Source organism: Capillimicrobium parvum (assembly GCF_021172045.1).
GTDB classification, from domain to species: Bacteria; Actinomycetota; Thermoleophilia; order Solirubrobacterales; family Solirubrobacteraceae; genus Capillimicrobium; species Capillimicrobium parvum.
Genome location: NZ_CP087164.1, coordinates 3,490,808 through 3,510,616, shown reverse-complemented (window position 1 = coordinate 3,510,616; position 19,809 = coordinate 3,490,808). Strand labels below are relative to the sequence as shown.

The 19,809-nt window shown below is 73.1% G+C and carries 18 protein-coding genes; 14 read left to right on the top strand and 4 right to left on the bottom strand.

Going from position 1 to position 19,809, the window contains the following annotated elements; genetic code table 11:
- Positions 1–79: 79 nt before the first annotated feature.
- The 5 genes from DSM104329_RS17115 to DSM104329_RS17095 are packed head-to-tail and all read left to right on the top strand — an operon-like array spanning position 80 to position 6,486.
- Positions 80–1,246 carry a sugar ABC transporter substrate-binding protein gene (locus DSM104329_RS17115; RefSeq protein WP_259311063.1) on the top strand — a complete coding sequence of 389 codons (1,167 nt, stop codon included), beginning with the start codon at positions 80–82 and terminating at the stop codon, positions 1,244–1,246.
- Between the two features lie 43 nt (positions 1,247–1,289).
- A complete protein-coding gene (locus DSM104329_RS17110) occupies positions 1,290–2,375 on the top strand; it encodes an ABC transporter permease (protein WP_259311062.1) in 1,086 nt (361 codons plus the stop codon).
- Entirely contained in the window at positions 2,372–3,895 is a 1,524-nt protein-coding gene (locus DSM104329_RS17105; protein WP_259311061.1) for a sugar ABC transporter ATP-binding protein, read from the top strand. The genes DSM104329_RS17110 and DSM104329_RS17105 overlap by 4 nt, the downstream gene beginning before the upstream one ends.
- A 16-nt stretch (positions 3,896–3,911) precedes the next feature.
- On the top strand, positions 3,912–5,312 hold the full coding sequence (locus tag DSM104329_RS17100; protein ID WP_259311060.1) for an amidohydrolase family protein: 1,401 nt from the start codon (positions 3,912–3,914) through the stop codon (positions 5,310–5,312).
- A gap of 43 nt (positions 5,313–5,355) precedes the next feature.
- Complete coding sequence (locus tag DSM104329_RS17095; RefSeq protein WP_407655846.1) at positions 5,356–6,486, top strand: LLM class flavin-dependent oxidoreductase; 1,131 nt, start codon at positions 5,356–5,358, stop codon at positions 6,484–6,486.
- Positions 6,487–6,534: 48 nt separating this feature from the next.
- On the opposite strand, the gene DSM104329_RS17090 is transcribed toward DSM104329_RS17095, so the two are convergent.
- Positions 6,535–7,389, bottom strand: coding sequence for a helix-turn-helix transcriptional regulator (locus DSM104329_RS17090; RefSeq protein ID WP_259311059.1), 855 nt, complete (start codon positions 7,387–7,389; stop codon positions 6,535–6,537).
- Positions 7,390–7,542: 153 nt separating this feature from the next.
- Here DSM104329_RS17090 and DSM104329_RS17085 point away from each other — a divergent pair, with 153 nt between their 5' ends.
- Positions 7,543–9,186, top strand: a complete 1,644-nt coding sequence (locus DSM104329_RS17085) for an acyl-CoA mutase large subunit family protein (protein WP_259311058.1) — start codon at positions 7,543–7,545, stop codon at positions 9,184–9,186.
- Between the two features lie 8 nt (positions 9,187–9,194).
- Entirely contained in the window at positions 9,195–9,725 is a 531-nt protein-coding gene (locus DSM104329_RS17080; protein WP_259311057.1) for a MarR family winged helix-turn-helix transcriptional regulator, read from the top strand.
- Positions 9,726–9,733: 8 nt separating this feature from the next.
- On the opposite strand, the gene DSM104329_RS17075 is transcribed toward DSM104329_RS17080, so the two are convergent.
- Positions 9,734–10,591, bottom strand: a complete 858-nt coding sequence (locus DSM104329_RS17075) for a 3-hydroxybutyryl-CoA dehydrogenase (protein ID WP_259311056.1) — start codon at positions 10,589–10,591, stop codon at positions 9,734–9,736.
- A gap of 150 nt (positions 10,592–10,741) precedes the next feature.
- On the opposite strand from DSM104329_RS17075, the gene DSM104329_RS17070 reads away from it, so the two are divergent.
- The gene (locus DSM104329_RS17070) at positions 10,742–12,505 is read left to right on the top strand and encodes a flavin-containing monooxygenase (RefSeq protein WP_259311055.1); all 1,764 of its coding nucleotides are present in this window, start codon (positions 10,742–10,744) and stop codon (positions 12,503–12,505) included.
- 111 nt (positions 12,506–12,616) lie between these two features.
- On the opposite strand, the gene DSM104329_RS17065 is transcribed toward DSM104329_RS17070, so the two are convergent.
- Positions 12,617–12,928 carry an EthD family reductase gene (locus DSM104329_RS17065; RefSeq protein ID WP_259311054.1) on the bottom strand — a complete coding sequence of 104 codons (312 nt, stop codon included), beginning with the start codon at positions 12,926–12,928 and terminating at the stop codon, positions 12,617–12,619.
- 102 nt (positions 12,929–13,030) lie between these two features.
- On the opposite strand from DSM104329_RS17065, the gene DSM104329_RS17060 reads away from it, so the two are divergent.
- From DSM104329_RS17060 to DSM104329_RS17045, 4 genes are all read left to right on the top strand, one after another.
- Positions 13,031–14,011: an NADPH:quinone reductase gene (locus tag DSM104329_RS17060; RefSeq protein ID WP_259311053.1), complete on the top strand. Its 981-nt coding sequence runs from the start codon at positions 13,031–13,033 to the stop codon at positions 14,009–14,011.
- Between the two features lie 175 nt (positions 14,012–14,186).
- Positions 14,187–15,467: a lysylphosphatidylglycerol synthase transmembrane domain-containing protein gene (locus tag DSM104329_RS17055; RefSeq protein WP_259311052.1), complete on the top strand. Its 1,281-nt coding sequence runs from the start codon at positions 14,187–14,189 to the stop codon at positions 15,465–15,467.
- Positions 15,359–16,609: a glycosyltransferase family 4 protein gene (locus DSM104329_RS17050; protein WP_259311051.1), complete on the top strand. Its 1,251-nt coding sequence runs from the start codon at positions 15,359–15,361 to the stop codon at positions 16,607–16,609. Before DSM104329_RS17055 ends, DSM104329_RS17050 begins: the two co-directional genes overlap by 109 nt.
- A gap of 16 nt (positions 16,610–16,625) precedes the next feature.
- Positions 16,626–17,315, top strand: a complete 690-nt coding sequence (locus tag DSM104329_RS17045; RefSeq protein ID WP_259311050.1) for a class I SAM-dependent methyltransferase — start codon at positions 16,626–16,628, stop codon at positions 17,313–17,315.
- Here the strand turns inward: DSM104329_RS17045 and DSM104329_RS17040 are convergent.
- Positions 17,312–17,770: a hypothetical protein gene (locus tag DSM104329_RS17040; RefSeq protein ID WP_259311049.1), complete on the bottom strand. Its 459-nt coding sequence runs from the start codon at positions 17,768–17,770 to the stop codon at positions 17,312–17,314. The genes DSM104329_RS17045 and DSM104329_RS17040 overlap by 4 nt on opposite strands.
- Before the next feature lie 92 nt (positions 17,771–17,862).
- On the opposite strand from DSM104329_RS17040, the gene DSM104329_RS17035 reads away from it, so the two are divergent.
- A complete protein-coding gene (locus tag DSM104329_RS17035; RefSeq protein WP_259311048.1) occupies positions 17,863–18,555 on the top strand; it encodes a response regulator transcription factor in 693 nt (230 codons plus the stop codon).
- A complete protein-coding gene (locus DSM104329_RS17030) occupies positions 18,555–19,787 on the top strand; it encodes an ATP-binding protein (protein WP_259311047.1) in 1,233 nt (410 codons plus the stop codon). The genes DSM104329_RS17035 and DSM104329_RS17030 overlap by 1 nt, the downstream gene beginning before the upstream one ends.
- Positions 19,788–19,809: the final 22 nt, after the last annotated feature.

The window sequence follows — 19,809 nt, the reverse complement described above, 5'->3', positions numbered from 1 at the left end:
CATCGACGGATGGGTGGCCGGGTCGCCGCGCTTCGCCATCCGGCCTGACCACGGAACTCGAGGGGAGAGGGGCGAGCACATGCAGCTCGGTCTGCCACGGACGCCCGGAGCGCGGGCCCGCACGCTGATGCTGGGACTCGTCGCCGCCGCGCTGGTCGCGAGCGGTTGCGGGTCCAGCGGGGAGGACGGCGCGACCACCGCGGTCTCCACTGCCGCCGCGACCGCAGCCGCGGACACGACCGCGGCCGACCCGGCGCTCGCTGCGGCGAAGGCGACCGTGGCGAAGTACAGCCAGGTGCCGCAGGACATCGGCGTGAGCGAGCCGCTGAAGCAGGCGCCGACGGGCACCGTGGTGTTCATGCGCTGCTCGCAGCCGATCTGCGAGCGCCAGAGCCAGGGGACCGAGGCCGCAGCGAAGGCGATGGGGATGAAGTTCGCGGAGTCGCCACCGCAGGGCTTCACCCCGGAGACGGTCAGCAAGGCCTGGAAGGCCGGCCTCGCCCTGAAGCCGTCGATCATCGTGGCACCCGGGACCCCGACGCAGCTCTACCAGGCGGAGCTCAAGCAGGCCGGCGACGCGAAGATCCCGGTCGTCACATGGTCGGTGCCCGACGCCCCAGGGACGGTCTCCATCTACGGCAACGAGGCGACCGCCCTCACGCAGGGCCAGATGGCGCAGTTCATCGCCGCCGACGCCGGCGGCAAGGGCGCCAGCACGCTCTATCTCAACCTCGCCGGCGGCGGCGTGCCGGCGGGCCTGGATGGCTTCAAGGAGGGCTACGCGAAGGCCTGCCCGGATTGCAAGCTGACCGTCCTCGACATCGCCATCTCCGACCTGGGCCGGCCGTCCCTTGCGAGCAAGGTCGTCAGCGCGGTGCAGAAGGACCCGAGCATCAACTGGATCACCGGCACGTTCGGCGACATGTACATCGGGGTCCCGCAGGCGCTGCAGTCCGCCGGGATCGACGGCGTCAAGGCGATCACCATCGCCGGCCAGCAGGCCAACTACGAATACATCAAGGCGGGTCAGCAGACCGCCGACGTCGGCTTCAACATGGAGTTCTTCGGGTTCAAGGCCCTCGACGTCGCGGCGAGGATGCTCGCCGGCCAGGACCCGGAGAACACGGTGGGGGACATCCCGATCCAGTTCCTGACACAGGAGAACCTGGACTTCCCGCCGAGCGAGCCGTGGCCGTCGGTCCCGGACTTCCCGGCCAAGTTCACCGCCCTCTGGGGCGGCGAGTGACGGCCGGAAGTCCCCGTCGAGCCCGACCGCACGAGCTGGAACCGTGAGCGCGCGGCCCGTCGACGGCGCTCGCGGCCGCTGGACGCGAGCACTGTCGTTTCGCAACATCAGCGCCGTCTACCTGCTCGTGGCGCTGTTCGTCGTGTACTCGCTGTGGGTGGGGGACACGTTCCTCACGTCGACGACCCTGCGCAGCCTGCTCGTCGAGCAGTCGGTCGTCGCGATGGCCGCTGTGGCGCTCGTCATCCCGCTGGCCGCCGGGGCCATCGACCTGTCGATCGCGATGGTGCTCGGCACCGGCGCGCTCTTCGTCGCGTGGCTGATGGGCACCCACGGATGGGGCACGGTCCCGGCGATCGCGGCCACCGTGGGCGTGGGTGCGGGCATCGGGGCGATCAACGCGATCTCCGTCGTCAGGTTCCGCATCAACTCGCTGATCGCGACGCTCGCGATGTTCTCGATGCTCACGGCGCTGGGCAACGCCCTGACCAACGGCGATCAGCTGATCGGGCTGACCCCGTTCTTCCAGGACCTCGGCAGCACCGAGATCCTGGGGATCGGCCTGCCGGTGTTCTACCTGGCGATCGTCGCCCTGGTCGTCTGGTACATGCTCGAGCACACGCCCGTCGGACGCCGCGTGTACGCGACGGGCGGCAACGCGGAGGCCGCGCGCCTGACCGGCGTCCACACCGGCCGGATCGTCGCCGGCGCGTTCGTGGCGGCCGCGATCGTCGCGACCCTGGCCGGCATGCTGGCCACGGCCCGGGCCGGCTCGGCGACCTCGACGACGGGTGTGGGGTACCTGCTTCCGGTCTTCGCCGGCGCGTTCCTCGGCGCCACCCAGTTCCGCAACGGCCAGTTCAACGTCTGGGGGACGGTGCTGGCCGTCTACGTGCTCGCGGTGGGCGTCAAGGGCCTCGAGCTGGCGGGCGCTCCATACTGGCTCCCGGACCTGTTCAACGGCGTCGCGCTGCTGGTGGCCGTCGGCCTGGCGAACGTGCAGCGGTCCATCCGCACCCGGGAGTCCGAGCGCGAGCTCGACCGGTCCGGTCCGGGGGCTGCCCCCGGGCCGTCGTCGGGGCGGACGCCGTCCTCGCCCGCTGCGAGCCGAAGTGGGCCGGTGACGTGACGACGGGCCTCGAGGTCGAGTCGCTCAGCAAGACGTTCCCCGGGCAGAAGGCGGTGGACGACGTCGAGCTGCGCATCGCGGCCGGGGAGATCTTCGGCCTCGTCGGCCAGAACGGCTCCGGGAAGAGCACGATCATCAAGGTGCTCGCCGGCTATCACCGGGCCGATCCAGGGGCGCGCGCCACGCTGTACGGCAGGCCGCTCGATCTCGAGGGCGGCGCCGGCGACGACCGTCTGCGGTTCATCCACCAGGACCTGGGCCTCGTCGGCTCGCTCGACGCCGTCGACAACGTCGGCCTGGGCAGCGGCTTCGACGCCGGGCGGCTCGGGCGGATCCGATGGCGGGCGCAGCGCCGGCGGGTCGTCGAGGCGCTCGCGCAGTTCGGGATCGAGCTCGACGTCACGCGGCCGGTGTCGCAGCTCAGCGCGGCCGAGCGCGCGGCGATCGCGATCGTCCGGGCGACGATCGGCTGGGGCTCCTCGCAGGGCGTGCTCGTCCTCGACGAGCCGACCGCGGCCCTGCCCGAGCGTGAGGTCGAGCGCCTGTTCGCCACGGTGCGCCGCATCGCCGGGGCGGGCGCCGGCGTGCTGTTCGTCTCCCATCGCCTCGAGGAGATCCTCGCGCTCTGCGACCGCGTCGGCGTCCTGCGCGACGGCCGGATGGTGGCGGTGCGCCCCGCGGCGGAGCTCACGCACGACGACCTCGTCACCCTGATCGCGGGGCGGCCCGTCGAGCAGATGTACCCGGCGCCCGTGCGGCCGCGGGAGGCGGTCGTGATGCGGGCCCGCGCCCTGTCCGGCGGGCGGCTGCGGGACCTCGACCTCGATCTGCACGAACGCGAGGTCCTCGGCGTCACGGGGCTGCTGGGATCCGGGCGCGAGGACGTCGCCGACGTGCTCTTCGGCAGCCATCCCGGCGCCGCAGGCGACGTCGACGTCGACGGCGTGCCGATCGGCCTCCGCTCCCCGGCTGTGTGCGTGCGCCGCGGTCTGGTCATGGTCCCGGCGGACCGGTCGGCGCGCGCGCTCGTGCCGGGCCACTCGGCGCGCGCGAACATCACGCTGCCCCGGCTGCGGCCACTGTGGACCGGCACGCATCTCTCGCGCCGGCGCGAGCGCCGCAACGTCCGCGGCTGGGCCGAGGCGGTCGAGCTCGTCCCGCCCGACCCGGAGCGCCCCATCGACCTGTTCAGCGGCGGCAATCAGCAGAAGGCGGTGCTCGCCCGCTGGCTGCGCACCGATCCGCGCGTCCTCGTCCTCGACGAGCCCACCCAGGGCGTCGACGTCGCGGCGAAGTCCGCGATCTACCGCCTGCTGGCCGAACGTGCCCAGGGTGGCACCGGCATCGTCATCTGCAGCGCCGAGCTCGAGGACCTCGCCGAGGTGTGCGATCGCGTCCTCGTCCTGCGCGACGGCCGGGTCTCCCAGGCCCTCACGGGCGAGTCGCTCACCGAGCACGCCCTGCTCGTCGCCACGCTCGGCGGCGCCCCGCAATCGTCACCCACCACAGCTCGAGGATGAAGGAGCGAATCGCGTCATGACCGACCGCCAGCCCGCCGACCTGGTCATCACCGCGGGAGCCGTCGTCACGATGGACTCCTCGCGCCGGATCCTGCTCGACGGGGCCGTGGCCGTCGCCGGCACGGACATCGTCGCGGTCGCGCGGCGCGACGAGATCCTGGCCGGGTTCGCGCCCGAGCGGGTGATCGACGCGCCGCACGGGCTTCTCACGCCGGGGTTGATCGACGTGCACAACCATCCGGCCGGGGGGTACCTGATCAAGGGCCTCTGCGACGACCTGCCGCAGATGCAGCGGCTCGGCGAGCGCGTCATCCCGCACGAGGATCTGCTCACCGAGGAGGAAGCCTATGTCGCGGCCCTCGGCACATTCGCCGAGATGATCCGGCACGGCACGACCTGCTTCGGCGACGGGGGCGGTCCACAGACGGCCGGTACAGCTCGCGCCGCGATCGAGATCGGCATCCGAGGTGTCCTCGCCCCGAAGACCGCTGACCTTCCCAGCCCGTTCGGCGGCGAGGTGCGCAGCACGGACCAGGCCCTGAGGGAGGCGGACGAAGCCGTCGACCGCTTCGACGGAGCCGGCGACGGCCGGCTGCGGGTCTGGTACGACCTCGACATGCCGGCGGCGGTCAGCGACCGCCTGGTCGAAGAGATCGCCCAGCGCACCCGTCTCCGTGGCGCAGGGATCCTCGGCCACTTCCTCGGGTTCCGGCCGCCGGACCCGGAGGCCCCGACGGGTAACGCCGATCTGGACCGCTACGAGCGCTTCGGACTGCTGGAACCCGGCGTGTGCTTGCTCCTGGCGCACATCAACTGGCTCGACGGCGACGACATCGCGCGGCTGGCCGCCTCGGGCGCCTCGATCGCGCACTGCCCCGGAGCGAGCCTGCTCGGCGGCAACGGGTGGGTCGCCGGCGGCGTCGTCCCGGATCTGATCGCCGCGGGCGTCAACGCCGCCGTCGGCACTGACGCCGCCGCGATCAGCCGGTTCCTCGACCTCGTGCGCACGATGCATCTCGCCGCCACCGCCCACAAGGATGCCCGCCGCGATCCGCTGATCATGGGCGCCTACCAGGCGTTCGAGATGGGGACCGTGAACGCGGCGCGTGCCCTGGGCTGGGACGATCGCATCGGGACGATCGAGGCCGGCACGGCGGCTGACCTCACGCTGTTCGACGCGACGGAGCTCGCCTTCTCGCCGGATCGCTTCGGCAATCCCATCCCGGACCTGATCTACGGGGCCGGCGGGAGTGCCGCGCAGCTCGTGGTCATCGACGGTCGGGTGGTCATGGAGGGCGGACGTCTCACCACGGTCGATGTCCAAGGGCTCGCCGCTGAGATCGATCGGGTGGGATCGCAGGCGCTCGAGCGTCTCGGGCTCCGCCCGGCGTCACGCTGGCCGATCGTCGTCGAGTGACGCCTGCACGGTGACCACGCCGAGCCTCGAAAGGACCCTGAACATGAGCAGCACCCGGAGCACGATGAACCCGATCCACAGCTCCACCAACCGGCTGAAGCTCGGTGTCTTCGGCTTCAACGGTGGAGCGGCGTTCACGAATCATCCTGACCGCTTCGTGCCGACGTGGGACAACAACGTCCGGATCGCGCAGCTTGCGGATCGACTGGGCATGGAGGCCGCGGTCTCCGCCTCGCGCTGGAAGCCCTTTGCCAGCGACGGCCATTACTCAGGGGATCTGTTCGAGACCTTCGCCTGGGCGGCCGCGGTTGCTGCTGTGACCGAGCGCATCAGCGTGATGAGCACGGTGCACCTCTCGGTGGTCCATCCCGTGATCGCGGCCAAGAGCGCGGCCACGATCGACCTCATCTCGAGCGGTCGGTTCGGCCTCAACCTCGTCTGCGGTTGGTATCGCGCCGAGATGGAGATGTTCGGCGACCCGATGTACGGCCACGAGGACCGCTACGCCCTGGCGCACGAATGGGTGGAGGTGTTCGATCGCCTCTGGCACGATCCGGCCGGCTTCGACTTCACCGGCCGCTTCTACGATCTCAAGGGCGCGATCGTGCAACCCCGGTCGCCGTACCGGCGGCCGATCCTCCTGAACGCGGGCGGGTCGGAGCGGGGCCAGGACTTCGCGGCGAGGGACTGCGACGTGGCCTTCATCATCCCGCAGGACCCGCGGCCGGAAGCGCTGAAGAGGCAGGTCGACCAGTACCGGGACCTGGCGCGGGAGCGGTACGGCAAGGAGATCCAGGTCTGGATGTCGAGCTACGTCGTGCAGCGCGACACCATGGAGCAGGCCCGCGCCTACGTCCAGGACTACGTCGTGACGCGCGGCGATCGGGAGGGTGTCGACGCCTTCCTGGCCAACAACGTGGGTAACGCCCACACGTTCCCGGAGGGCGTGCTGGACCAGGTCCGCTTCGCGATCGCAGCCGGCTACGGCGGCTATCCGATCCTGGGCCCCGCCGAGGAGATCACGGCGACCCTCGCGTCCCTGTGCGACGCCGGCGTCGACGGTCTGCTGCTGACCTGGCTCGACTACGAGGGCGGTCTGGCCACCTTCGGCGAGTCCGTGCTGCCGATGCTCGTACGGGAGGGTCTCCGCGAGCCTGCCCGGGTGTTGGGCTAGCAGCACCTGGCCCGCGCGCGAGCCGCGCCGACGCGGCCGGGACGCCGGTCAGTGCACCGGCGGGCCGTACCCGTGATGGACCGCTTCGAGGCGCGAGCGGGCGCCGAGCTTGCGGAAGATCTGCTTGACGTGCTGCTTGACGGTGTTGACCGCGATGTTCAGCTCGCCCGCCATCTCGGCGTTCGTCAGGCCGGTGGCCATGAGCTCGAACACCTCGATCTCGCGCGCACTGAGCGTCCCGCGCAGGGCCGTCGCCTTCCTTCGGCGCGCGGCGTAGCGCGCCACGCCGGCCTCGTCGCGCATCCGCACGGTCTCCACCGAGTCGCCGTCGCCGTCGCGGTCGCCGTCGCCGGAGACCGCGACCGCGTCGTCGTCGACTCCCGCGATCGCCTCGTGGAGCGCGGCGTTGATCAGCGCGATGGACACGAACCGTGCCAGGCGATCGGCCACGCGCTGCTCGGCGATGCTGAACGGGGGCCGCCCCGTCTCGCGCGCGATGCTGACCGCGCCGACGGTGCGTCCGTTGCGGATGAGGGGGATGAGCATGCAATGCTCGAGCCCGTACTTCTGCAGCAGCCGGCCCTGCGGCGCGTTGCGATGGGCGCGGCTCGTCGGATGCAGCATGGCGTCGTGTACGGGAAACCGTGACGCCATCGAGCGCTGCATGTAGGTGCAGTCGCGCCGGCCGAGCTCCTCGAACTCGTAGAGCAGCACGCTGGGAGCGCCGACGATCGAGGCCATCGTCGCGCGGTAGCGGTGATCGAACACGTAGATGCCGCCTGAGTCGCTGGACGTGAGGCGCGTGAATGCCGGAAGCGCACGCCGCTGGACCGCGACCGAGCGCAGCGTCTCGCAGACCGTCTCCCCGAACCGGGCGATATCCGACCAGTCCGCGCCAGTCATCACCGACGGATCCTCCTCTCGGTCTCCGCGCTCGAAGTCCTCGGCGTCGCCGCGATCCTAACCGCCGAGCGAGCAGATCACATCTGCTGCGGCGCGCGAGGCGGCCGCGGGATCAGGTGTTGCCGCCAGAAAGCGCTAAATTCCGACTATCTGATGCCCACAGGTACGCAGACACCACTGGAGGGCTGGGAGAAGGCGTACGCGGCGACGCCGGAGCGCGATGTTCCCTTCACGACCCTGTCGGCCGAGCCGATCCGGCCGCTTTACACCGGGCGCGACCTGCCGGAGGCCGATCAGATCGGCCTGCCGGGGCAGTATCCCTTCACGCGGGGCGTGTATCCGTCGATGTACCGCGGCCGGATGTGGACGATGCGCCAGTTCGCCGGCTTCGGCACGGCCGAGGAGACCAACGAGCGCTTCCACTACCTGATCGAGCACGGCCAGACGGGGCTGTCGACCGCGTTCGACATGCCGTCGCTGATGGGTCACGACTCCGACCATCCGCGGTCGCTGGGCGAGGTGGGCCGCGAGGGCGTCGCGGTGGACTCGGTCGAGGACATGGAGACGCTGTTCGACGGCGTCGACCTCGGCGACGTGACGGTGTCGATGACGATCAACGCGCCGGCGCCGATCATGCTCGCCTACTACGTCGTGGCGGCGCAGGAGGCCGGCATCCCCGCCGACCGGCTCGGCGGGACGATCCAGGCCGACATCCTCAAGGAGTACATCGCCCAGAAGGAGTGGTGCTTCCCGATCGACCCGGCGATGCGCTTCCTCGGCGACATGATCGAGTGGTGCGCTCCGAACATGCCGCGCTGGCATCCGGTGTCGATCTCCGGCTACCACATCCGCGAGGCCGGCTCGACGGCGGCGCAGGAGCTGGCGTTCACGCTCAAGGACGGGCTGACCTACGTGCAGGAGGCGGTCGACCGCGGCCTCGACGTCGACGACTTCGCCCCGCGGCTGAGCTTCTTCTTCAACGCCCAGATCGACTTCTTCGAGGAGATCGCCAAGTACCGGGCCGCGCGGCGCATCTGGGCGCGCGAGCTCAAGGAGACGTTCGGCGCGAAGAACCCGAAGTCGTGGCTGATGCGCTTCCACACCCAGACCGCGGGCGTGTCGCTGACGGCCCAACAGCCGCTGAACAACATCGTCAGGACGGCCATCGAGGCGCTGGCCGGCGTGCTGGGCGGCACGCAGTCGCTGCACACCAACTCCTACGACGAGGCGCTGGCGCTGCCGACCGAGGACGCGGTGCGGATCGCGCTGCGCACCCAGCAGATCATCGCCCACGAGACCGGTGTGACGAACACCATCGACCCGCTCGGCGGCAGCTACTTCGTCGAGGCGCTCACCGACCGCCTCGAGGAGCAGGCCTACGGGTACTTCGCGAAGATCGACGAGCTCGGCGGGATGGTGCAGGCGGTCAAGCAGAACTACCCCCAGCGCGAGATCGCCGACGCGAGCTTCCAGCTGCAGTGCGAGATCGACGACGGCAAGCGGATCGTCGTCGGGGTCAACCGCTTCACCGAGGGCGACGACGAGCAGACGCCGATCCTCCGGATCGACCCCGCGCTCGAGCGCAAGCAGATCGACCGCGTCCAGGCCGTCCGCGCCCGACGCGACGCGGCGCCCGTCGAGCAGGCGCTCGCGACGCTGCGCGAGCAGGCCGCCCGCCCGGACGTCAACCTCATGCCGGCGCTCATCGACGCCGCGCGACTGCGCGTGACGGAGGGCGAGATCGTCCATGCGCTGCAGGACGTGTGGGGCTCGTACACCGAGAGCCCGGTCTACTGAGCCCGCGCATGACGACGAGCGGCCTGAGCTTCGATCCGATCGCCGAGGCGGGCAACCAGTGGCGCGCGCGGTGGGGCGAGGACACCGTCGCGCCGATGATGGCCGTCACCTCGGTCATGCGCGCGCAGCAGATCCTCATGGCGCGCCTGAACACGACGCTCGAGCCGTTCTCGCTGACCTTCCCGCGCTACGAGGCGCTGATGCTGCTGTACCTCAGCCGCCGCGGCGCGCTGCCGCTGGGCAAGATGGGCACCCGCCTGCAGGTGCACCGCACGAGCGTCACGAACCTCATCGACGGCCTCGAGCGGCTCGGCTACGCGGAGCGCTCGCCGCACCCGACCGACCGGCGCACCACGCTCGCCACGATCACCGAGGCGGGACGGCAGGCCGCGGCCGGCGCGACCGAGGCGCTCAACGAGCAGCGCTTCGGCACCGAGCCGCTCGACGAGGACCACCTGCGCGACCTCACCGACGTCCTGCGGCGCCTCCGCGTCGGCGCCGCGGACTTCGACGACGAGGGCGACCGCGCCGCCGGCTGAGCGCCGCGTCAGCCGGCGGGACGGTAGTCGTAGAAGCCCTGGCCGGTCTTGCGGCCGTGCTTGCCCGCCAGGATCATCCGCTTCATCAGCGGCGGCGGCGCGTACTCGGGGCGCTTGAACTCCTCGTAGAGCGAGTCGCACACCGCATAGAGGACGTCGAGCCCGATGAAGTCGCACAGCTCGAGCGGCCCCATCGGGTGGCTCGCGCCGAGCTTCATGCCCTCGTCGATGTCCTCGCGGCTGGCGAAGCCCTCCTCGAACATCCGCACGCCGGCCATCAGGTAGGGGATGAGCAGCATGTTGACGATGAACCCGGCGCGGTCCTTCGTGCGGATCGGGTGCTTGCCGAGCTGCTGGGCGACGGCCATCGCCTCCTCGACCGCCTGCTCGGCGGTGTCGAGCGCCACGACGACCTCGACGAGCTTCATCACCGGCACCGGCGAGAAGAAGTGCAGGCCGAGCACGCGCTCGGGCCGGTGCGTCCACGACGCGATCTGGGCGATCGGGATCGACGACGTGTTGGAGGCGAGGAAGCGCGCGTCGGGCAGCGCGGCGTCGAGGGTGGCGAACACCTGGCCCTTCGCCTGCGGGTCCTCGACGATCGCCTCGACGACGCCCTGCACCGGGCCGAGGTCCTCGAGGGACGTCGTGAAGTGGATGCGGTCGCGCAGGGCGGTCGCGTCGTCCTCGGACATCTTCCCGCGCGACACCGCCCGGCGTACGGAGTCGGCGATGCGCTGGTCCGATCGTGCAAGCGCGTCGTCCTGCGGCTCGTAGAGATGGACGCCGACGCCGGCGCGGGCGGCCGACTCCGCGATGCCCGAGCCCATGAATCCGGCTCCGACGACTCCGATGACCTCGACCATGTCCAACGCTCCTGGGTGGTGTGCTCGCTGCGCGGCGGCTCACCCTAGCCGAGTGCGTTGCGGTCCGATTGTCGGGCCACCGACCATCTGCTTGACGGGGGCGCCCGCGCAGCGTTGACTGCGCGCACACACCCCGATTGGAGAGCGGGAATGACCGAGACCGTGGCGCGCGAGTGGCTGGCCGGCCTGTCGGAGGCGCTCGAGCAGCGTGACCTGGACGCGATCGACGATCTCTTCCTGCCCGACGGCTGGTGGCGCGATCTGCTCGCGCTGACCTGGGACCTGCGCACCCTGCGCGGCACCGACCGGATCCGGGGCATGCTCGAGGAGCATCTGGACGCCGCGTCGCCGAGCGGCTTCACTTTGACCGAGGGCAAGCCCGTCGCGCTCGTCGAGCCGGCCGAGGACGTGCGGTGGATCGAGGCGTTCTTCGACTTCGAGACGGCGGTGGGCCGCGGGCGCGGCGTCGTGCGGCTGATGCCCGACGGTGGAGGCTGGCGGGCATGGACGCTGCTCACCGCGCTGCAGGAGCTCAAGGGCCACGAGGAGCACGCCGGCCCGCGCCGCCCTTGGGGCGTGGAGCACGGCGAGCAGGCCGGCCGCGAGATCTGGCTGGACCGCCGCCGCCGCGAGCAGTCCTTCGAGGACCGCGAGCCGCGCGTGCTCGTCGTCGGCGCCGGCCAGGGCGGGCTCACCGTGGCGGCGCGCCTGCGCCAGCTCGGCGTCGACACGCTCGTCGTCGAGCGCAACCGGCGCGTCGGCGACAACTGGCGCAGGCGCTACCGCAGCCTCGTCCTGCACGACCCGGTCTGGTACGACCACCTGCCGTACCTGGCGTTCCCGCCGACGTGGCCGGTGTTCACGCCGAAGGACAAGCTCGCCGAGTGGTTCGAGTCCTACGCCGCCGCGATGGAGCTCGACGTGTGGACCGAGACCGAGCTGGTCGGCGCGTTTTACGACGACGCGGCCGGGACCTGGGACGTTCGGGTGCGCCGGCCGGGCGGCGAGGAGCGGGCGCTGCGCCCCGCGCACGTCGTGCTCGCCACCGGCGCCAGCGGCGAGCCGCGCGTCCCGGAGATCCCGGGCCTGGAGGACTTCCGCGGGACCGTGTCGCATTCCAGCGGCCATCCCGGCGGCGAGGCGTTCGCCGGCCGGCGGGCCGTCGTCGTCGGCGCGTGCAACAGCGGGCACGACATCGCCCACGACTTCCACGAGCAGGGCGCCGACGTGACGATGGTGCAGCGCTCGTCGACCTACGTGATGAGCAGCGAGCACGGCATCCCGCTCGTGTTCGCCGGGCTCTACGAGGAGGGAGGGCCGCCGACGGAGGACGCCGACCTGCTGTTCGCGGCGTTCCCGTTCCCACTGCTGGGCGAGCTCAACAAGCAGACGACGCAGGCGATCGCCGAGCTCGACCGCGAGCTGCTCGAGGGCCTCTCGGAGGCCGGCTTCGCCATCGACTTCGGCGAGGACGGCAGCGGCCTGCTGACGAAGTACCTCACCCGGGGCGGCGGCTACTACATCGACGTGGGCTGCTCACGGCTCATCGCCGAGGGCAAGGTCAAGGTCAAGCAGGGCGTCGCGATCGAGCGGTTCACCGAGACCGGCCTGGCCTTCGCCGACGGCACGTCGCTCGAGGCCGACGTCGTCGTGCTCGCCACCGGATACGAGGACATGCGCGAGACGGCGCGGCGGCTGTTGGGCGACGAGGTGGCCGACCGCTGCACTCCCGTGTGGGGACTCGACGAGGAGGGCGAGCTGCGCACGATCTGGCGCGACTCAGGCCATCCGGGACTCTGGTTCATGGGCGGCAACCTGCACCTGTGCCGGTTCTTCTCGCGCTACCTCGCCCTGCGCCTGAAGGCCCTGGAGACCGGGCTCCTGCCGGAGGCGAGCACCGCGCGCGCCGTGTGATCGCCGGCCGGCGCGCGTTGATGCCGGCGCCCGCCGACGTCGCCACGCCCGTGAGCCACAGGCCGGGCGCCGGCGTGCGCGGCACGAAGCTGTGGCGCAGGACGGCCGCGCCTACACGAGGACTTCGTTGACGACGACGGTCGGCGTCGCGTTCGTGAAGTTCGGCACGTCGCCCTGGATCTCCGCCGCGTGCGGCCCGAAGCTCGTCTGGAAGTCCTCGACCGAGTCGAACATGAGGTGCCCGGCCGCGACGAAGGCGGGCGGCTCGCCCGGGCCGACGCCGCCGACGCCCCGGTCCACGCCGACGCCCTTCAGCGCGTCGCCCAGGCGGTCCTGGACCAGCGGCATGTGCGTCTGCACGTAGTAGTCGTGGTCGAAGGTGATGCCGTCGCCGTTGGGATACAGGACGCTGAGCTTGATCATCCGGCTCTCCTCCTCGTGGACACGCGCGCCGTCTGGGCGCGACCGACGACCGCAGCCTACTTCGGCAGCCGGCCCGGGCGAGGCCACCCGTATGCTCGCGGCATGCGAGCTGCGCGATACCTGACCGGCGGCCCGGACGCCGGCGTCCTCGAGATCGTCGACCGCGACGTGCCGGAGCCCGGGCCGGGCGAGGTGCGCGTCCGCGTCTCGGTGTCCGGCGTGAACCCGACCGACTGGAAGTCGCGCAAGGGCGGCGGGCTCACCGCCGCCGGACTCGACGAGGTGATCCCCAACCAGGACGGCGCCGGGGTGATCGAGGCCGTCGGCGCGGGCGTCGACGAGCGCCGCGTCGGCGAGCGGGTCTGGCTGTGGCTCGCGCAGTGGCAGCGGGCGCACGGCACGGCCGCCGAGCTGGTGGCGCTGCCGTCCGAGCAGGCCGTCGCGCTGCCCGACGGCAGCTCGCTCGACCTCGGCGCCGGGCTCGGCATCCCGGCGATGACGGCGCACCGCTGCCTGTTCTCCGGCGACGGGATCGGCGCCGGCGACGCGGTCCTGGTCCATGGCGGCGCCGGCGCCGTCGCCCACGCGGCGATCGAGCTCGCGGTGTGGCGCGGCGCGCGGGTCGCGTCGACCGTGAGCTCGCCGGAGAAGGCCCAGCTGGCGCGGGCGGCCGGCGCGGAGCTCGTGGTCGACTACCGCAACGAGGACGTGGTCGCCGCGGTGCGCGAATGGGCGCCGGACGGGGTGCGGCGCGTCGTGGAGGTCGATCTGCCGGCGAACGCGGATGTGGACGCCGAGGTGGTGGGGGACCACGGGGTCGTGAGCACGTACGCGGTGTCGCCGAAGCCGATGCAGGCCAGCCGCACGATGATGATCCGCAACGCGGCGATCGAGTTCGTGCTCGTCTACACCATGCCGGAGGCGGCGAAGCGGCAGGCCGTGGCGGACGTCACGGAGGCGCTGCGCGACGGCGCGCTGACCCAGCTGCCGGTGCGGCGCTTCGCGCTGGAGGAGATCACCGCCGCGCACGACGCCGTCGAGGCCGGCTTCGTCGGCAAGGTGCTCGTCGACCTGCCGCGGTAGGGCGCTGCGCACGGCCGTCAGCGGCGGGGCCGGGAGGCCAACGAGATGGCGACGTGGCCGAGCGTCCGGGCGGGGTGTGGGGGCAGACCGTCACCGGGGGTGCGGATATCCGCACCCCGGTTGACAGGCAGGCCCCAGCGCCTCGCTCCAGGAGCGGGCGTAGCGTCGCTGCTGCATGGAACCCCGCCCCTCAGCCGCTGTCCTCACTCCTCTCTCCCCGTCGCGGCACTGGGGTGCGGCCCATGCATCGCGACGTCGGCCGCCGCGGGCTCTCCTCCTCGCGGCGGCCGGCGGCGCGGCAGTTGCCGCCGTCCTCCTCCTGGGCGGCCGCCCGGCGCAGGCCTTCGCCGACGCGCTCGATCGAATCTTCTCCGCTCAGCCGGGATGGGCGCTCGCCGCCGTTGGCTTCGAGCTCGTCTCCATCACCGGCTACAGCCTCCTGCTCTGGCACGTCGCCGGGCGCGGCTCGTCGCGCATCGACCTGCGCACGAGCTACCAGGTGACGCTCGCCGGCGCCGCCGCGACGCGCCTGCTGCCGACCGGCGGCATGGGCGGCGTCGCCCTCACGCTGTGGACGCTGCAGCGCGCCGGGCATCGCGGCCGCGCCGCCGTCCGCACGCTGCTGACCTTCCTCGTGATCCTCTACGGCGTCTTCTTCGCCGCGATCCTGACCGTCGGCGTCCTGCTCATCACGCACACGGCACCGGGCCACGGCCCCGTCGCCTTCGAGGCGCTCGGCATCTTCGCCGGCGCCGCGGTGATCGTGAGCGCCCTGACACTCGGCATCCGCCGGCTGCGCTCGCCGGCCGCCGCGCCCGCGCCGGCGATGCCCGGCGCCGGCCGCCTCGCGCGCCTGCGCGGCCACAGCGGTGTGATGGGCGAGGCCGTCGCCGACGCCCTGCGCCTGGCCCGCCGCCCCGACGCGCGCCTGCTCGGCGCCCCGGTCTGGTGGGGCTTCGACATCGCCGCCCTGTGGGCCGCCTTCCACGCGTTCGGCGCCCCACCGCCGTTCGCCGTGCTCGTCCTCGCCTACTTCGTCGGCCAGCTCGCGAACACGATCCCGCTCCCGGGCAGCGTCAGCGGCGGCCTCGTCGGCGTGCTCGTCGCGTTCGGCACGCCGGTCGACATGGCCCTCGCCGCCGTCCTCGCGTACCGCGCCCTCGCCGTGTGGACCCCGGTCGCTCCCGGAGCGGTCGCGCTCGCCGGCCTGCGCCGCAGCGTGAAGCGCTGGACGGCCGAGGATGCGGCGGGCGCCGCGCCGGCCGCCGCGCCGGTCGCCGAGACCCCGCCGGCCGAGCCCGTCGAGCCGGCCCGCCCCGACCGCCGCCCCGCCACTAGCATCGCGCGGTGCGCCTGCTCTGGGTCGTCCACTGCTACCCGCCGGCGATCGGCGGCGTCGAGCGGGTCGTCGCCGACCTGTGCGAGGGCCTGGCCGCCGATCACGGCTTCGGCGTAACCGTCGCGACGACGGACGCCCAGAGCGTCGACGGCTTTCGCGACCCGCACCTCCCGCGCGTCGCCGCGCCATCCGACGAGGTGCGCAACGGCGTGCGGATCCTGCGCTTTGGCACCCGGACATGGCTGTGCGGTGCGGTGTACCGCGCCCAGTTCGCGGCCTGGAAGGCCCGGCTGCCCGGCAACGACGTGCTGCGGACGTGGGGCAGCGGCCCGCTGAGCCCCGCGCTGCGCCGTGCGGCGCGCACGCTGCCGGCCGACGTGGTCGCCGCCGCGTCGCTGCCGCTCAACCACCTGCACTACCCGGTCGGCCGCGCCGACGGGGCACCCGTCGTCTTCCTGCCCGCCGCCCACACGGGCGACCGCTGGGGCTACGAGCGCCCGAACCTCGTCCGGGTCCTCAACCGTGGTGCCGCGACGGTCCCGTTCACCGCGCACGAGCGCGACTGGCTGGCGGAGCAGGGGGTGCGGCCGGAGCGCCTGCACGTCATCCCGGCCGGCATCGACACCGGCGCGGCCGGCGGGCGCCGCGGCGCCTTCCGCGCCGCGCACGGCATCGGCACGGACGACACGATCGTCGCCTACGTCGGCCAGCACGGGTCCCACAAGGGCCTCGACACGCTCGTCGCCGCCGTGCCCGCCCTCCTGGCGCAGCGGCCGGACGCATGGCTGGTGCTCGCCGGCGCGCGCACCCCGTACTCGGACCGGCTGGCCGAGCAGATCGCGGCGCTCGACCCGGCCGCCCGCGCCCGCGTCGTCGTCCGCCACGACGTCCCCGCGCAGGAGAAGGCGGCGCTGCTGGCCGACACCGACGTGTTCGCTTCGCCCTCGCACGCCGAGTCCTTCGGCCTGACGACCCTCGAGGCGTGGGACCGGCGGCTGCCGGTCGTCCTGGGCGACAGCCCGAGCCAGCGCGAGATCGCTGGCGCCGCCGCCGCCTTCGTCGCCCCGGGCGACGCGGCCGCTCTGGCGCAGACGCTGGCCGCGCTGGCCGCCGATGCGCAGCGGCGCGCGCGCCTGGGCGAGGCCGGCCACGCGCTCCTGCAGGCCCGCTTCACCCGCGCGGCGATGGTCCGGGCCTGGGCCGAGCTGCTACGCGGCGTGGCGGCCGGTCGGGCGCGCGCCGCGGGCGCGGCGGCCTGAGCCCTACTCTCTCGCGATGCCCTTCCGCGGCGCCGACTCCTTCCCCGACTGGCTGCGCCTGCGCCGGCTCGACGTGCGCCGCGAGACGCTCGCACGCGCGTACGGGGTGACGCGGGGGCGGCGCACGTTCGCCTTCGACGGGCGCACGTACCGCTACGCGTTCGCGCCCTACAACTGGGCGTTCGAGAACGAGCGGTCGGTGGAGGTGGCGATGGCGTCGCAGGCGGTGCGCGACCGCCCGAACGCCCGGACCCTCGAGCTCGGCCACGTGCTCGCCCACTACGGCGTGACGGGCCACGACGTCGTCGACAAGTACGAGCACGCGCCGGGCGTGCGCAACGAGGACATCCTCGACGTCGCGCCCGTGCCGCTCTACGACCTGGTGGTGTCGGTCTCGACCATCGAGCACGTCGGCTGGGACGAGGAGCCGCAGGACCGCGGGAAGGCGGTGCGCGCCGCGGCCCACCTCGTGCGGCTGCTGCGCCCCGGCGGCGAGCTGTGGCTGTCGTGGCCGATCGGCCACAACCCGGGCCTGGACGAGGCGCTGCACGCCGGCGCGCTGCCCTACGACCGCATCGGCTTCCTGCGCCGGGTCAGCGCCGACAACCGCTGGGTCGAGGCGACGGCGACCGAGGTCGCGGACGCGCGCTACGACGCGCCGTACCGCTGGGCGAACGCGATCGCCGTCGCCCGCCACCGCGCCTAGGCGTTCTGACCCGCGAGCGTCCGGCGCCCCGGCGAGCGCTCCGCGCGCACCCGGCCGGCCGCGCCGCTCAGGGTCAGCGCGGCCATGCTCAGCGCGACGAGGCAGCCCTCGACGAACAGTGACGCCATGCCGAGCGGCTCGCTCCAGTTGCCGATGTCCCCGGTCGCCTGCGGCAGGCCGACGGTGCGGGTCAGGGTGAAGCCGACGAGGGCCGAGAGCGCCAGCAGCGCGGCGCCGGTCCACGCGGCGCGCGATCCGGTGCGCAGGAGCTCCGCGGCCACGACGAGGCAGCCGGCGATGAGCGCCACGTACATCCAGCCCATGTACGGGGTCTCCTCGAACTTGCCGGGCGCGTCGAGCAGGTGGATCAGGCCGACTCCGGCCAGCCCGACGACGCCCACCGCGCGGGCGATGCCGTCGCGGGCGAGGGTGGTGAGATCTGGTGTCCTGTTCATGCCCCGAGGGTGCCCGACGTCCGCGCAAGTGCCGCGCAAGCCCGCGACAAGGTTCGGCAAAGGTGTTCCAGGTTTCCGTAGCCTGACCCGCCATGGCGCGACTGCTCGTGGTGGAGGACGACGCCGCGATCGCCGATCCGCTCGTGCGGGCGCTCGAGCGCGAGGGGCACGACGTCGAGCATGCGGGCACCGGCGAGGACGCGCTGCAGGCGGCGGCCGAGGCGCCGTTCGAGGTCGTCGTGCTCGACCTCGGCCTGCCCGGCATCGACGGGATCGAGGTCTGCCGCCGGCTGCACGAGCGCGAGTCGCGGCCGTCGGTGCTCATGCTCACCGCGCGCAGCTCTGAGCTCGACGAGGTGCTCGGGCTCGACGCCGGCGCCGACGACTACGTCACCAAGCCGTTCACGCTCGCCGTCCTCACCGCGCGCGTGCGGGCGCTGCTGCGCCGCCGGGGCGCCCGCACCGCCACCGGGCCGGCCGAGGCGGCGGGCGTCCGCGTCGACCGGGCGGCGAGGCGGGCGTGGCGCGACGACCGCGAGCTCGAGCTTGCGCCGAAGGAGTTCGACCTCCTCGCCGTGCTCGTCGAGAGCGCCGGCGCGGTCGTGCGCCGGGACGAGCTCATGAGCCGCATCTGGGACGAGAACTGGTGGGGATCGACGAAGACGCTCGACGTGCACGTCGGGTGGCTGCGGCGCAAGCTCGGCGACCCGCCCCTCATCACGACCGTGCGCGGCGTCGGCTTCCGCTTCGAGGCCGACGGCGAGGACACGGCCGCCGCCCGCTGATGCGCCGGCGGCTGGTCCTCTCCACCGCGCTGATCGCCGTCGCGGCGGTGCTGCTGCTCGGCGTGCCGCTCGGCGTCGTCGGCACGCAGCTCCTGCGCCAGTCGGCGAACCAGCGCCTCGAGCGCGAGGCGGACCGGGCGGCCACGCGGCTGGCGGCCGAGCGCGCCGCCGGTCGCCGGATCGACGCCGCGCTGCTCGCCGAGGTCGCCGCGCCCGGCCACCGGCTCGAGGTCACGCTCAGGAACGGGCGCGTCGTGTCGGGCGGCGACCGCATCGACGACGGCGGCTTCCGCGTCCCGGCCGACGGCAACGCGGGCTTCCGGCGGGTGGTGGCGGTCGCGCCCGGCGACGAGAGCACGGAGCGCGTCGGCACCGTCTGGCTCGCGGTCGGCCTGCTCTCGCTGCTGGCGGTGGTCGCGGCGGTCGTGCTCGCCCTGGTGCAGGCGCGGCGGCTCGCGCGGCCATTCGAGCGGCTCGCCGGCCGCGCCGCCGGCGTCGGCCATCCGGGCTTCGCCACCGAGCACGAGATCAGTGGCGTGCCCGAGGTCGACGCGGTCGAGCAGGCCCTGACCTCGGCCGACGCCCGCATCGCCGATCTCCTGCGCGCCGAGCGCGAGTTCTCCGCCAACGCCTCGCACCAGCTGCGCAGCCCGCTCACCGGCCTGCGCCTGCGGCTGGAGGAGATCAACGTCCTCGCCGACGATGGGCCGATCGCCCAGGAGGCCGCGGCCGCCCAGGGCCAGGCGGACCGGCTCATGGACACGATCGAGCACCTCGAGGCGGTCGGTCGCCGGCGGGAGGCGGCGGGCGCCGGCCCGGTCGCCGACCTCGCGGGGATCGTCGACGAGCAGGCGCGCGCCGTCTGGCGGCCCCGGTTCGACGCCGCGCGGCGCGCGCTGGTCGTCCACGTCCCCGACGAGGCCCCGGTCGGGCTGGCCCCGGAGGCGATCCGCCAGATCGCCGACGTGCTGCTCGACAACGCGCTCGCGCACGGCGACGGCGCGACGAGCGTGTCCGTCACCACCGGCCCGAGCTGGTCGCGCCTGGCGGTCGAGGACGAGGGCTCCGGCGTCGCCGACGCCGACCGCGACCTCGTGTTCCTGCGCGGCCACTCGGCGGCCGGAGGCAGCGGGGTGGGCCTCGCGCTCGCGCGCGATCTCGTGCGCCGGGGCGGCGGCGAGCTGTCCGTGCGGCACGGGTCGCGCTTCGAGGCCGTGCTGCCGGCGCCGTAGAAAGCGCGGACACGGTCGGTGG